At 60.0% G+C, this 14193-nt stretch carries 10 protein-coding genes; 5 read left to right on the forward strand and 5 right to left on the reverse strand.

All coding sequences use genetic code 11. The features are described from left to right. Positions 1 to 61 precede the first annotated feature (61 nt). Both NG895_RS19820 and NG895_RS19825 read left to right on the forward strand, forming a co-directional pair. Positions 62 to 1633, forward strand: coding sequence for a bifunctional GNAT family N-acetyltransferase/carbon-nitrogen hydrolase family protein (locus tag NG895_RS19820; protein WP_252854269.1), 1572 nt, complete (start codon positions 62 to 64; stop codon positions 1631 to 1633). Positions 1634 to 1693: 60 nt separating this feature from the next. Continuing rightward, complete coding sequence (locus NG895_RS19825) at positions 1694 to 2242, forward strand: hypothetical protein (RefSeq protein WP_252854270.1); 549 nt, start codon at positions 1694 to 1696, stop codon at positions 2240 to 2242. 244 nt (positions 2243 to 2486) lie between these two features. Here the strand turns inward: NG895_RS19825 and NG895_RS19830 are convergent, their stop codons facing one another. Beyond that, positions 2487 to 3293 carry a hypothetical protein gene (locus NG895_RS19830; protein ID WP_252854271.1) on the reverse strand — a complete coding sequence of 269 codons (807 nt, stop codon included), beginning with the start codon at positions 3291 to 3293 and terminating at the stop codon, positions 2487 to 2489. Between the two features lie 304 nt (positions 3294 to 3597). Between NG895_RS19830 and NG895_RS19835 the strand changes: the two genes are divergently transcribed. Both NG895_RS19835 and NG895_RS19840 read left to right on the forward strand, forming a co-directional pair. Then, positions 3598 to 4305 (forward strand): PEP-CTERM sorting domain-containing protein, encoded by a 708-nt coding sequence (locus NG895_RS19835; RefSeq protein ID WP_252854272.1) that lies wholly within the window; start codon positions 3598 to 3600, stop codon positions 4303 to 4305. Positions 4306 to 4307: 2 nt separating this feature from the next. Then, complete coding sequence (locus tag NG895_RS19840) at positions 4308 to 4676, forward strand: hypothetical protein (RefSeq protein ID WP_252854273.1); 369 nt, start codon at positions 4308 to 4310, stop codon at positions 4674 to 4676. Positions 4677 to 4922: 246 nt separating this feature from the next. On the opposite strand, the gene NG895_RS19845 is transcribed toward NG895_RS19840, so the two are convergent. The 4 genes from NG895_RS19845 to NG895_RS19860 all read right to left on the reverse strand — a co-directional run bounded on the left by NG895_RS19845 (position 4923) and on the right by NG895_RS19860 (position 11935). Further along, entirely contained in the window at positions 4923 to 6113 is a 1191-nt protein-coding gene (locus tag NG895_RS19845) for a 5' nucleotidase, NT5C type (protein ID WP_252854274.1), read from the reverse strand. Positions 6114 to 7043: 930 nt separating this feature from the next. Continuing rightward, on the reverse strand, positions 7044 to 7649 hold the full coding sequence (locus NG895_RS30345; protein WP_261361605.1) for an REP-associated tyrosine transposase: 606 nt from the start codon (positions 7647 to 7649) through the stop codon (positions 7044 to 7046). Positions 7650 to 8281: 632 nt separating this feature from the next. Continuing rightward, a complete protein-coding gene (locus NG895_RS19855) occupies positions 8282 to 9664 on the reverse strand; it encodes a HAMP domain-containing sensor histidine kinase (protein ID WP_252854276.1) in 1383 nt (460 codons plus the stop codon). A 63-nt stretch (positions 9665 to 9727) separates the two neighbouring features. After that, positions 9728 to 11935 (reverse strand): TolC family protein, encoded by a 2208-nt coding sequence (locus tag NG895_RS19860; protein WP_252854277.1) that lies wholly within the window; start codon positions 11933 to 11935, stop codon positions 9728 to 9730. 226 nt (positions 11936 to 12161) lie between these two features. On the opposite strand from NG895_RS19860, the gene NG895_RS19865 reads away from it, so the two are divergent. Then, positions 12162 to 14192, forward strand: coding sequence for an efflux RND transporter periplasmic adaptor subunit (locus NG895_RS19865; RefSeq protein ID WP_252854278.1), 2031 nt, complete (start codon positions 12162 to 12164; stop codon positions 14190 to 14192). Position 14193 lies beyond the last annotated feature (1 nt).

Genomic DNA, 14193 nt, shown 5'->3' on the forward strand with positions numbered 1-14193 from the left:
TGCTCCATCGCACGGCTTCCCCTTTTTCGAACCATTGGTGCAGCAAGGAAGATTGAATCATATGGCCAAGACATCTGCGTCCGAAATCAAGACGCGTCGCTGGAAAAAAGCGGACATCCCCGCGATTGTCGAATGCCAGAACGCCGCGTACCCGCACATTGACCGCGACAGCTTGAACGATGCCCGCAAGCTGGAAATGCAACTCGCCGTGTTTCCCGAGGGCCAGTTCCTCGCCGAGCACGATGGCAAAGTGATTGGCTACGCCACGTCGCTCATCGTGCTGCTGGACGACCAATCGCCCTGGTACTCGTACAACGAGATCACCGGCTGCGGCACCTTCAGCACGCACGACCCCAGCGGCGATACGCTGTATGGCTCCGACATCGCGGTACACCCCAAATACCGCGGCAAAGGTGTCGCGCGCAAACTGTATCAGCGGCGCAAGTCGCTGCTCAAGCGGCAGAACCTGCGGCGGATGGTTGCCGGCGGCCGCATTCCGGGCTACGCCGAATACTCCAAGAAGATCTCGCCGCAGCGGTACATCGAGCGGGTAAAGGCGGGCGAGCTGAAGGACATGGCCCTCTCCGCCCACCTGAAAGCGGGTTACGAAGTGAAAAGCGTGCACTACGCGTACTTGAGCGACGCGGAGAGCATGAACTACGCCACGTACCTGGAGCTGGAGAATCCACAGTTCGATCCCGCCAAGCGAATGATCGCCGGCGCGCCGATCCGCAAGACCACACGCAAGATCCGCGTCTGCGCCGCGCAGTACGAAATGCGACCGGTCGAAAGCTGGGACCAGGTGGAACGGCAGGTGAACTTCTTCGCCGAAACGGCCAACGAGTATCACTGCCACTTCCTGCTGCTGCCCGAGCTGTTCACCGCGCAGCTGTTCAGTCTATTGCCGCCCGACATGGACTCGCGGCACGCCGTGAAGGAAGTGGCCAAGTACCACGAGCGGTACCTAAAGCTATTCAAGTCCTGTGCCGAGGATCATGGACTGTACATCATCGGCGGTTCAACGCCGGTCGACATTGGCGACGAGCTACGGAACGTGGCCCACCTGTTCACGCCCACCGGACACGTCTACACGCAAGACAAGATGCACATCACCTCGGTCGAGCGGCACTACTACGATTGCCAGCCAGGCGACAAGCTGCAGGTATTCGACACGCCGCTGGGGCGGATCGGCATCGTGGTGTGCTACGATGTGGAGTTCCCCGAACTGGTGCGACTGCTCACGGTGGCAGGCATCGATGTGTTGTTCGTGCCGTTTGCCACCGACGAGCGGAAGAGCTACCAACGCGTGCGATACTGTGCCCAGGCGCGGGCCATCGAGAACATCATCTACGTAGTGCTGGCCGGCTGCGTCGGCAACCTGCCACAGGTGCGGAGCTTTTTGATCAACTACGGCCAGGCGGCAGTCTGCACGCCGTGCGACGTGGCGTTCCCCAAAGACGGCCTGCTGGCCGAAGCCGACCCCAACTGCGAAACGGCCGTCATCGCCGAGCTGGACCTCAACGACCTGGCCGTGCAGCGCGACCTGGGCAGCGTGCTCCCACTACAAGACCGCCGCAACGATATATACCAGCTCCACTCCAAGGTGCCGGTGGAGGTGGTTTACACGCAGTGAGCGGGGCTTCACCCTCCGCCCGGGATGGTCGCGGCCAGAGCCGCAGAGAGTCCAAAAGTTATGCGAACCGATGTCCCCGAAAAGCTGATCAAGATCGTCGAGGAGATTGATTCCCGAGGCGAAGCGAATCTAACCCGGCTGACGGTGCTCAAGAAATGGTTCGAGGCGCCACGGCGTTTGCAGCCGTTCGCCTTATGGGTTGCAGCGCGAGCAACTTCCCGCAAGGACAAGACCAAGGGCGAAGCGGCGCAGTTGTTCGCCGAGTCACGATCGCTGCTAGCCGGTCTCGACCGACTCGGTGATGATCTCGACCGGCCCGCCGCCCGGGCGCTATACGATCGGCTGCGGATGTTTCAAAGCGAGTACCGCAACGACCGCTGGGGACAAATCCGGATCGTTCACCACTGGCAATTGGTGCTGGTCGAGAAGGGGTTGGCAATTGCGCTGAGCGGCGCGCCCCATCCGTCGGAAGGTTACAAGCTGGCAGCGGACTACTGCCAGAACTACGACCCCAAGTACGGCAACAGCCTCAACGGCCCGAGTTCAACGAAGGTGCTGGAAATCGTCCGCTGGATGTCCACGCACGAGGCGCTCGAAGGTGAGCAATGACGCGCGGTCGGGGCCATGACGCTCCAGTGCCGGTGGAGGTGGTTTACACGCAGTGAGCCACTCGGCTTCACCCTCCGCTCGCAAAACCACTCAACTTCACCCTCCCGCTTGCGGGAGGGTCGCGGTCTCAGCCGCGGGGAGGGTAAGGGCTGCGAGGGTGGTACCCAGATACGCTGTGGCTGGACAGTGATACCCGGCCGGGTGGTACAGCTCAGCCGATTGCCGTTTTCGTCGTACTCGTAAGCTATTCCACGCTTGGTCTTGGCGTAACGGCCAAGGGTGCTGCACCGCAATCGATGAAGATGTCGATGCCAGTTCGGGACACCGTTCCGAAGTCAAAAAAATGGACATCCGGCGGTACACTGCTTGCAATCAAAAACCCCCTCGACTTGTTGAGGTGTTCTGGAAATACGTCCGTTCCATCCAATTCCCGCCAAAGGTGGTGGCAATTGAAGCAGCGCTTGGTGAACTCGCAGCAGGCTGGGCAAATGAAGGGGCTAGCACCGCAGTGCGGGCACGTATTTGAGAAATCGGGGCTTATAACTCCCTTCACATAGCGCGCTCGATACTCGGTTCGCATCATGTACAGCCTGGGAGTGTCTATAGCGGCCAGGTCGGATCGCTTCACTCCTTCTCGGTGCACATTCACAGGGCACAGTGAAAGTCCTTTAAGCTGAAGCCTCATCAGCCGATCAGCTAGCGACTCGTTTACGATCAGTGGTCGATAGTCATCTTTTGTCGCCACCACTGGGGTTAGTGTTACATCGTATCTGTGTAAATAGACGTCGGTCGAAGCAAGCACGCGGTGAGTGAGTTCATGGCACCTTCCTAGCGGACAGGTGCTTGCCTCGGGCTGGACGTACTTGTTTTCAATTCGAGCGAGGACTTGTACCTCACTAAAAAGCATTTGTTCAATCTCAGGTGGTACCGGCAAAAGTCGCTCATCTGGTTCGAGCAACCATTTTCGGAACTCTTCAGGCACGCCGCCACGTATAAGCGCAGCACTGACCGAATAGAAAGAACTGTTGAAGTTGTCAGTCGAAGTACTCATTGACTTGCATACTCCCCCTCTGGTCAGTCTCTCAGCCACCAACTGTACCATTTTTCGTAGTGTTGCTCATACCAATCGTTCCATTCTTGCATACCCCCCTCTGGTCGGAGATAGAGCTCCATCCACAGTGTGACGGGCGGGGTGGCACGGCCATCGTGTGTGCCACCCCGCCTTCCTGGACCTCCCACGTAGTTGGAAACTACCAACTCACAGAGCAAAGTCCAATAGTTGCAGGCCAAAGATGTTGAGGTAACAATCAGTTATCAGGAGACTGCTCACTTACTGCCAGTGTGAATTCATCAGCATGTTTCGGTTTTTCGCCCATCGACCGCAAGGCTTGGTTCGCGTGGCTTCACTTCAGGTTCGGCTCATCTTCGGCATTGTGTCCATCGGCTGCTGCTCAGTGGCGCCGGCAGTTGTGATCGAGCGGGACTGGCGGGCACCCGGGGATGGGCTGTTGACCTACGACGACGTGAACCAGCGGGAGTGGCTGGACCTCACGGAAACGCAATTGCACAAGTTTCCGGGAATAAGTCTCGAAGATCGGTACCTGGCGGTCCTCAGCGAGTTGGTTGCGGGGGGCCAGTTTGCAGGCTTCATCGCCGCTTCTAGTCCTACTGAAGTCCGTCTACTCGGTGAGTCGGCCGGAATCGATACATCAACGCTCGCCAACCCTATGAATCAAGCTCCTGCTATCAATCTGATCGATCTCCTGGGAGCTTCCGCAGCAGTCGACTATCCAAAAAGTATGGGGATGTTGAATGGAATTGATGGTCGCTCTGGCGATCGAGGGAAAATGACAGTTCTAAAGAACGGTCAGAACGCAGGTATGCAGTTTGGCCTCGGAATCGATTCCCTTGCCGGTGTCTGGCTGTACCGCCAGGTGCCGGAACCGTCGACGATCCTACTTTTGGGGACAGCAGTCCCAGTAATGGCCTTTCTGGGCCGTCGAAGCTGCAAGAACTTGGCCTCGTCGCCTATCTCGCAAACACGGAACGGACTTTGGGAGTAGCGGTGGCCAGTAACACTCGTCGTCATGAAATCGATTACGAATATCGAGTAGAAAACCCTTCGATGAAGCCCCTTTCTGAAATCAGACTGCAATGCGACAAGCCAGCCGAGGTGATGGATGCGGTCAAAGCCATTACCCCTGTTCTGGAAAATCAATATTGTCTGAAGTTGGCCGATGTTGTTCTCGGCTACCTCCAAACCTATGGGTTTAAAGAAACCTACGATCGCGTGAATGGAAAAACCGTCGCTACCATATTCGAAGAGGCAGCGGCTGGCTCGCAGCAGGCAATGGTCGATGAAGGTTGCGTCGAAGGCGTGAAGTACACCTTGTACGAGACGAACGATGCGGCGGAGTGTCGAGAAGACCAGTGAACACGACCGGGCCGATGGCCAGTGCCACGTTTCCGCAACAAATCTATTACATTCTCGTTGCCTCTTTGAATTGCGTAGTCTAGTGCTGATCGGCCGGCATGGTCTCGGGCACTCAAGTCGGCGGCGGGGTGGCACACAGAAAGCTGATGGCCCGTCAGTGCCACCCGGGGTGCGGAGGTGGCAAGATCGCCTGCGTGCCACAGGCTTCGGGCAGAGTGGCACCCTCGTCACGTGTGCCGCAGCTAGTCAGCCCCCACTCTTCTCGATTTCGGCGATCAGCGATCGGACTTGATTCCAGTCGCTTGCGACGAAGAGGCGACGCTCATCCACATAGTTCTGCAAGTGAGCACGGTCCTGGTTCCACGGCTGCGAAAACAGTATTGCTTTGCCATCGCTTCGATCCAAGTACTGCTCAACATTTCCTAGGTAGTCATCAATTAAAATCCACGCATCTATGTCTATGTTCTGCTTGCTACCTTCTTTGATGTTTACGTAGTCGTCGAAAGGAATGTCATTGTCCTGCAGCCAGCGCTTCGTCCAGCTATCTGACACGGGTGCTCGCGCGGTCACGATCACAACTTTGTACTTTGAGATCAATGCATTTACGCTTGCACTTGCCTGTGCGATCACTGGCATCGTTTGAACATATTTCTTGTGTTGTTGTTCTGCTCGAATGATCTCGGCAATGTCAGTGTCGCCAACCTTCAGGTCCCATTCTTTGACATCTTCGTGTGCCAATTCCACGTCGTGCTTATCTTTGATTATGGGAAGCAGGTTCTGGATTTGATTAGCCAACACTCCGTCAACGTCGATCGCTAGCCATTTAGGACGATGCGTCGCCCACATCCTTGTCAATCGGTAACCGATTGTGATGCCAATCGCGATCACGATGAACACCACATTCAGCCGCTCACGATTCGGAGAGTCTGCATAGAAACGCTGATACACAATCGCCAGCAAGAAAAAAGCAACTCCGTAGCCGATAATGATCCAAATTCGGCTTGCCCTTCGACCGTACTTGAGTATCCGTAGAAGTCCTGAGACCAAATACAGCAGGAATACCACAGATAGGCAGAGAAACAGGTCGAATAGATTTGCCTCCTTATCAGCCTGTAGTTGGTCGAGCGAGAACAACAGGAAGGCATACGCCATAACGATGAGCAAATCGACCAGAAATCGAACTCTCTCAAATTTGCCTCGCCCAAAATCGTAGGGGGCTACAATTGTCGAGAAACTGTAGTCAATCCAACTCCAGAGCGCTGTAAGATACACAAGCGCAAGACCAAGCGTGGTCAGGTAGTACTGCTCTGAGAATGGAGCAAGTATGCAGTCCTTGTATTCAACGAGCGAACGGGCCAATAGCAAGCTGAAAACCGTCTGAACAACCCAGAAAATGCGCTTCGATTGCTCTTCGCTGATGTTTCGAGTGCTCGTCATTCACCACCTGTATTAGGCATTCAAATTTGCGTAACGGGTCAGCCGGATCGACTATCCCCCCTAACCAATGTAGCCGTTCACGTGGTTCTCCACCACGTCGGCAAAATGGAGAAGCCGCCACACCCACCTGTGACGACTTCATTTCCGTGCGGTGCCGCGATCCCACATCGCATCAGTCTTTCTGCTGGGTGGTCAGCAGGCTGGCAATCCAGCAACCCGACCTGTGGTTATCCCGCTGTTCGACAGGTTTTTGGGCAACGAGACAAAATTGTTTTCATGCGAAAACTCTCCTATCTCAGCAGTCGACACAAAAGAGAATCCGTCCCATTGGCACGGCACCGAATGGCGACGGCTTCTGCGCCGGTCTGGCTACATTCTATTCGGACACGCAAGTGAATTCTTGGGGCCTCCCAATGATTTTGCATCCGCGGCAGGGGGGCACTGCTGGTTTATCGCCGGTTGCATCTCTGCTCGCCATGAGTGGCAGCGAAGACGGGGAGATTCGCCGCCCCGGTGAATCAAGCCAGCAGTGTTGGCGTTGGATGTTTCATGGGGCCCCGTTGCGGTCTCGGTCGCGCTCCGGCTAGTTGAGAATCTCTCGCTCGACCGCTGGGTGGGCTGTTCGTTGACCCAGGGTAGCGTTTAGGCTCGCGGAACTCGCCTGCACGCAACCCTGGGCTACGATGTCGAAACCCCTTCGGGGTAGCTTTTGCCGAGGTAACGCTGTCATCCCGCGTGCCACGCCCCTTCCCCTCTGCAACCGCCACCACCTCTTGTGCTCCGCACACGGACAACCGGCCGTGGATCGCTTGCCGAGTGGCAACGCGAACTCCGGCCGGCTGTCCGTGCTACCCAGTCCCCAGTACCGAGTTGGCAAAACCGGCGGGGTGGCACGGTCATCGTGTGTGCCACTGGCTCTGCCAGTGTAGGCTAACTGTGTTCGGTCTGCACACCACTCCGGTCGAACCACTGGGCAGAAGGCGTGGTGAGAAGTGGCAACTCTGGGTCAACAACTTCTTCGAGGTAATACCGTGCACTCGACCACTTCCAATCGGTGGCCCGATCGCATAAACCTCGTTTCACAGGATTCGTGTGGATGTAGTCGATGCTGGCTTCGATCGCTTGGGGGCTGAACAGATTACGATCGAAGCCCGCACCTTCTTGCCAGAATCGGAAGCAAGTCTTCCCGGGCCGTTCATGGACCATCAATCGGTCGAGCAGCGGTGCCTGACTTTGCAGAAGCATCTGTTTAACGGCCTTAGACATCGGCTGTTTCGTCCGAGCAAGCAGCCTACTGATCTTGGCCGCGGAATTGCTCGGATGCACGAGTAGATGCACGTGCTCTGGCATGAACACAAAAGCCACGAGCTCAAACTTCTCTTCAGCACATGCCGACGAAAGACTGCTCGCCAGTATCCTCTGCCAAACATCGTTTGTGAGAAGTGGCAGACGACGGTAGCAAGAGAAGGTCAGCTCATGCAAATGGCCGTTACCTTCAAAGTGCCGGACTCGTTTTCGATGGGGCTCCGCAGGCATTGCTTCATGGTAGTTCAATTCACTGGCGAAGCCAGTGGCACACAGAAACCTGAGGGCCGGTAAGTGCTCCCCAGTACCGAGTTGGCAAAACCGCGGGTGTCAAAAACTCGTTGTAGAAATCGTGCGACCGGCTGGTCTAATGGAACTGCGGCAGATTGTTGGAGGCTCTGGGCTCTAGGCTGTTAGCTGTAGGTGAGTAGATGACTCGGTGGTCGGATAGCCGGGGACCTAGGCGTCGTCGGAAAGAGCGGCGCTCTCTCCTTGGTCGGGGTCGGTGCTTTTCAACGAGCGTGGTGGTCGTTTCCTCGCTCGTTCGGCGGAGCGAACGGCCACGATGGGGTTTTGGGCCAACTACTGAGTATTGGGCCAACCACTGAGACATGCGGAGAACAACGTGGGGGTTTTGTCGCACCCCCCGATTGGTTTAGACGAAAAAACAAGTACTTTCACCACTTGGGGGGGACCAAAACACCTGGGGTTTTGGGCCCATGGATGTAAATCCCCAGGAGTTGGTGAACTAAGAGGTGGACCAAAACTGTGGTTGGGTTCCGGCGTGGCGCACCGCTCCGTCGTTTGGCCATCGATGGAGTGGGGTAGCTACAGCTATGGGCTTGCTGGATTTGCAGAAGTAATCAGCGCGCGGTCGGCAGCTCGACCCAGAAGCGGCTGCCGTGGCCTGGCTGGCTTTCGACCCCCACGGCGCCGCTGAACGACTGGACCAGATGTTTGACAATGGAGAGTCCCAGGCCGGTGCTGCCGAGTTCGCGGCTGCGGGCTTTGTCGACCCGGTAGAAACGCTCGAACACTCGCGCCGCATCGCCGCGGGGAATGCCGGGCCCGTTGTCCTTGACCTCCAACAACACCGTATCGTTGTCGCGGCGCCAGCGGACCTCGACCCGGCCCCCGTCGGGCGTGTACTTCAGGGCGTTGTCGATGAGGTTATTGCAGATGACCCGCAGTCCCTCTTCGTCGGCGCTGGCGTAGGTTTTGTCGGCGGGGGGCTCGTAGACCAGTTCGATGGACTTTGCTTCGGCCTGGGTGTGGTAGTCGTGCACGCATTGACCCAGCACGGCGCCGACATCCACCGGCTCGATCTCGAAAGGCTGCTGCGCCGTTTCGATGCGGGCCAGTCGCAACATGTCCTGAATCAGATTGTTGAGTCGCTCGCCCTGCTCCATGATGCGGGCCAGGAAACTATCACGAATCTCAGAATCGTCCAGGGCGCCGCGTTGCAGCGTCTCGGCGTAGGCCATCATGCTGCTAAGCGGTGTCTTCAACTCGTGCGACACATTGGCGATGAACTCCTGCCGGATGGTCTCCAGCCGACGCAGCTCGGAGTTGTCGTGCAGCACGATCACCGCACCGACGTCTTCCGAACCGGGCAGCGGTGTGACCTGGGCGGCGAGGATCTTCGGTGTGTCGAGTTGCCACTCGATCTCGAGCGTTTGCGGTTTGCGTTTCTCGAGCACGTCGCTCACGGCTTGCTGCAGCGTATGGTCTCGGACCACCTCGAGCAGTCGTCGCCCCTCGGCACTGGGGGGCATGAAGCCAAACATCCGGCCGGCCGCGGCGTTGGCGAACAGCACGTGCTCCTGGTTGTCCACGGCAATCACGCCTTCGACCATGCCTCCCAGCACAGCGGCCTGGCGTTCGTCGCTGGCGTGCAGCTGCAAGAGCCGGTTACCGAGTTCGCCGCTGATCTGGTTTACGGAGCGGGCCAGGTCGCCGAGTTCGTCGTCGGTCCGCACCGGAACGCGCTGGCCGTAGTCGCCCTCGCCAATGGCCCGCGTCGCCCGGCAGAGCTCCAGGAGCGGATTAACGACGCTCCGCACGATGAAGTAGCTCAACACGCCGGCAATGCCCAGTACCACCAAGACCAGCCGCACCAGCAAGGTGCCGAACCGATCGCTGTCGTGCCACTGGTTGGCAAGCATGGCCGTGACAATAGTCGCCAGGGCCACCACCCCAAAGATGGCAACATATCGTCGGAGGAAAAGTCGAGTGCGGAGAATCATGCCCCCTATCATGCCCGCCAATTCCCGGGCTGCGTAGGGTGGGAGCCACCTTCGTAGCAGCGACTAGCGGAAGGGATTGCCTTCGGCAGGCTCGGCCGCCACCCGCTCGTCGCCCATCGGAGGCGCGGGCAGTTCGTCGGACTGCAGTTCATCGGTGATGGAGAGCGGTCCCATCAGCTTGAGCTCCGCCACCGGGCCAAACACGGAGGTCGGCTCTTCGGGCTCGGGCGGCGTGACTTCCTCTACCGGAAGGTCCGGGTCGAGCTCCAGCTCCTCAGGAGCTTCGATGGGCTCGACGGTGGGATAACCCGCGTCGCCGGGATGCTGGTCGTATGCACCTCGGGTGACCACCGGAGCAAGCGACGAGGCGTAGCTCATCGGGCGGGGCCGCCCGCGACGGCGCTCCAACGCGGCCGCATCGCTGTAGGCCTTGGCAGGCCAGGCCCCTTCGGCCAGGTAGACGCCGTCGTAATCCAGCAGCGTGCCCTTGGTGAAATGCACGTTTTTCACCGCCACGGCGTACTCGGCCAAGGTTCGGTAGTAGTTCGTTTCGGAGTCGGCCACCCGTCGCTGGGCTTCGAGCAGCAGGTCGAGCGACACCTTGTCCGACTCGAACGCGGCGGTAACGGCCGCCAGTTGCTCGCGGCTGGCCTGCAGTCGGTTGTAGCTGGTTTGCGACACCACGAACGCCCGATCCAGCTCGGCAATGCTGTTCGAAGCCGCGTACACCACGCCCTTTTGCTGATCGCGCAAGATGGCTCGCGAGCGGGCCAGTTCCAATTCGGCGTTGCGGACCGCGGTGTGGGCCCGGCGGAAGCCGATGGGCACATCCAACTCGAAGCCCGCCTGCCACTCCTGGAAGTCGCCCGACATCAAGTCGCCGTAGGCGTTGTCGAACCGCGGCAGCGGGCCGTCGCCATTGTCGATCAGGTCCTTACCAAAACCGCGGAAGCGATACCGTCCCACCACATCCAACCGCGGCAACAGGTAGTTCTTGCTGGCAATAAGCTCCAGCTCGCGGCGACGAACCACGAACCGCTGGCGGCGAAGCTCGGCACGGCGTTCGACCGCTTCGATGGAAACCACGTCCCAGTCGAAGTCCACCGGAGCCAGCACCGGCTCGTCCGAGGGACGCAGCAGCTCGCCATCGCTGGCGGGCAGATTCAGCAGGCGTCGCAACCGGCGTTCGGCCACCAGTACACCGCCGGTGCCGCGGAATGTGCCAGCCAGGCTGCCATTGCCAGTTCGCGTGCCATCGAACAGTCGGCCGCCCAGCGCGTTCTGCACCTCTTCCTGGAAGCGATAGTATTGCTCGCGGGCCTGGGCTTCTTTCTCGGCCTCGCCACCCCGCCGACCGGCGTCGAACAGCGCCCGTACGCGCCGCCAGGTGTCGAGGGCCGCGTCCCGGGCTTTGATCCGGGCATCGAGATCGCGGTAGGCGAAGTACAGATCCCAGTAGGCGTTTTCGACGTTGCTCACGTAGTCGCGGACGGCGACTTCGAAATCGGCCAGTTCCACATCGGTGTCCACCCGGGCGAGCACCACACCGTCGTACACGCCGGGTGTTTGCGACGGTCCAGCGATACGGTTGAACTGCAGGCCGCTACCCTGGAGCAGCGGATGCCGCACTTCGCCTTCGACTTTTACGGTCCAGGCATCGTCGAACTGATTGCCGGGGGCATTGTTACCGTCGAACTCCACGATCTTGCGAGCCGACAGTTCGGTACCGGTGACGGCCCGCTTGGAGAGTTGGGTTTGGAACGAACCCACGTTTTGCTGCAGTGTCCGTGTACCGCCACCGAAGAATTCGTTGTTGATTTGCCGGTCGTTCTTCTCGGAGAACAGGCTGGTGGTCCACTGGGCGTCGAAGGCGCTGAGGGCGGCCTCGATGCCGGTGGCCGGATTGGTTTCGACAATGGCAGGATCGAACTTAGTCACCGTGTTATCTGGAAAGCGAACCACCGCGGCGCCCACGTCGCGGAGCACCTCGTTGCTCGAGAACGCGGTTCGCACCGCTTCGGCCAGCGTGATGTTGCGATAGTTGGCCGGATCGGTATCGGAGATGGTCCGCGGCGCGAGCGACTCGAGCCCTGCGTCGCACTCGGCTTCGGAGCAGCTGTTGATGGCCGGATACTCGATCTCGGCACTCACCAGTTCATAGTGTCCGTCGACCTTGTCGTTGCACGCCTTGAATTCACGCACCCCCCGGCATCCCACCAGGCTGGTGGTCAGCAGTACGACCGACATCAGGATGCGAAGCGTACGATGCATAAGGACATAGACAAGTGTGTGGCAAGTGCTGGCACTTGCCCGGTGGCCCCCCACCCTGGCATGACAGCACGCCGCGCGCACGGATGCGCCGGCGGGTGGTCGTCTTTGTCATCGGCTTACCGTGCGCGGCACATCCACTACAACCCGCAAGAATTGCCAGGATTCCCCCAACCAGTTTTTCACTCGCAGGCAGGCGGAATCTGCGGCGACCACTATACTGAAGGCTATGCGCCCCGCTGCCAGCAACCCGACCGACACCCCGCCCGCCGATCAATCGGTATGGGACGACCTGTCATTGGTGCTCGATGGGCTCGACGATCTGGCCCGCAGCCAGGCGAGTCCCGACCAGTTTTACCGGCAACTCATCGGTAGCGTCGCGCCGTTGCTAGCAGCCAACCACGCGGCCGTGTGGCTGCGCGAGCCCGATGGCACCATGCGGATCGTGGCGCACACTTCCGGTTGGGCGGAGTCGATTGCCGATCGCCAGAATCACGAGGCGCTCGTCACCCACGCCCTCGATGCGCCCGGCGTGCTGTCGCTCGCACCTGGGCAATCGCTCGACGTTGCCAGCAATGCTTCGAGCGACCACCTGCTGCTGGCACCCGTGACGCTAAGTGACTGGACCGCTCAAGCCGACGCCGCGGTGGCCGTCATCGAGTTGGCCCTGCCAGCGGGCCGCGCGCCGTCGAGCTACGCTGGCGCGGTCGAACTGATGCAGGCGATCCGCGCGCAAGCAGCCGAGTACCACGTCCGGCGACGACTGGCGCAACTTTCGAGCGAAAGCTCAGGGCGCGACGCGCTGCTGTCGTTCGCCGAACAAATTGGCGGTACCCCCGACCTCGGACTCACGGCTCAACGCATCGCCAGCGAAGGCGCCCGCATCGCCCGTTGCGACCGCCTGAGCGTGCTGCGGGCTTCGCGGCGTAGCGCGCGACTCTTGGCCACCAGCGGAACCGATCGCGTCGAACGGCGTGGCCGCGCGGCCCGGGCGCTGGAGCGACTGGCGACAATCGCCATGAAGCTGGACGAACCAATCTACTACGCCGACAGTACGGGCGAACAATCGACCACCGACTCGCTGCCCCAGGTGGACGACGTCGTCGGTCGCTATGTCGATGAATTCCACGCTCGCAGCCTGATGGTGCTGCCGATGCCCGCCGATGCCGAGAACCAATCGGCAACCCGCGGCGTGCTGGTCGCCGAGCAGTTCTCGGCCGAACGTGGCTCGCTCGACCAACTACTGCTGGGCGAGCTAGCCCGGGCCGCGGCACCGGCGATGACCAGCGCGCTGGCCTGGCACGATCTGCCGCTGGGCGGAGTTTTACGCACACTCGGCTGGCTACGCATGCCTCGGACGCTGTTTCGCCTGGCGGCTGCGTGCCTGGTGATGGCGGCAGTGGTCACGGCGCTGCTGGCCATTCCCGCTCCGCTGACGGTCGATGTTCGCGGTCACCTGGTTCCCTCCGCGCGGCAGGAAGTGTTCGCTCCCCGCTCGGCCATCGTAGACGAGGTGCTGGTGGCTCACTCCGATTCGGTCGACGCTGGCGCAACGCTCACACGGCTCCGCGATCCGGAACTGGGGGTCGAAATCGAGCGAATACGCGGCGAACAGATCAAGGTGCAGCGGCAACTCGAATCGGTCCGCGCCACCCGCACCACGGCCGACGCCACCACGCGCGACCCACTGGAAATCTACAAGCTGAGCGCCGAGGAAGAGGAGCTCAAAACCCAGCGCGACAACCTTCAGGCAGAGCTCGCGCTGCTGGAGACCGAAGCCGAGTCACTGGTGGTCACCAGCCCTCTGGCCGGCACCGTGACCACCTGGCAAGTCGACGAGCGACTGGCCGAAGGTCGCCCCGTCGAGCGAGGGCAAGTGCTGTTGTCGGTGGCCCAGACCGACGGCGACTGGATACTGGAACTCGAAGTGCCCGACGAACGCTTAGACATGCTGCGAAGCGCCGAGTCCGATCAACTGCAGGTTGAATATCGGCTCGGCAGCGATAGCAGCACCATGCATACAGCCACCGTCACCCGCATCGCCGACCGCGTGGACCTGGTAAACAAGCCTACCGGCGAGCAGGAACGAACCGTGCTGGTCGAGGCAACGCCCGACGCCCCGCTGTCCGCAGAACTTCGTGCCGCCGCGCTCCGCCCTGGCGGATCGGTCCGCGCACGGATTGTCGTGGGCGAAGCGCCGCTCGGCTACGTGCTGACCAGCGATCTGTGGCGATCCATCCGTAACTGGTGGGAGTTTTAGA

The organism is Aeoliella straminimaris, from assembly GCF_024054565.1.
Classification (GTDB): domain Bacteria; phylum Planctomycetota; class Planctomycetia; order Pirellulales; family Lacipirellulaceae; genus Aeoliella; species Aeoliella straminimaris.

Excerpts from the sequence above, each read along its gene's own strand:
- NG895_RS19865 (WP_252854278.1), top strand. The coding sequence starts at position 12,162 with ATGCGCCCCGCTGCCAGCAACCCGACCGACACCCCGCCCGCCGATCAA.
- NG895_RS19820 (WP_252854269.1), top strand. The coding sequence starts at position 62 with ATGGCCAAGACATCTGCGTCCGAAATCAAGACGCGTCGCTGGAAAAAA.
- NG895_RS19845 (WP_252854274.1), bottom strand. The coding sequence starts at position 6,113 with ATGACGAGCACTCGAAACATCAGCGAAGAGCAATCGAAGCGCATTTTC.
- NG895_RS19860 (WP_252854277.1), bottom strand. The coding sequence starts at position 11,935 with ATGCATCGTACGCTTCGCATCCTGATGTCGGTCGTACTGCTGACCACC.
- NG895_RS19835 (WP_252854272.1), top strand. The coding sequence starts at position 3,598 with ATGTTTCGGTTTTTCGCCCATCGACCGCAAGGCTTGGTTCGCGTGGCT.
- NG895_RS19825 (WP_252854270.1), top strand. The coding sequence starts at position 1,694 with ATGCGAACCGATGTCCCCGAAAAGCTGATCAAGATCGTCGAGGAGATT.
- NG895_RS19830 (WP_252854271.1), bottom strand. The coding sequence starts at position 3,293 with ATGAGTACTTCGACTGACAACTTCAACAGTTCTTTCTATTCGGTCAGT.
- NG895_RS19855 (WP_252854276.1), bottom strand. The coding sequence starts at position 9,664 with ATGATTCTCCGCACTCGACTTTTCCTCCGACGATATGTTGCCATCTTT.
- NG895_RS30345 (WP_261361605.1), bottom strand. The coding sequence starts at position 7,649 with ATGCCTGCGGAGCCCCATCGAAAACGAGTCCGGCACTTTGAAGGTAAC.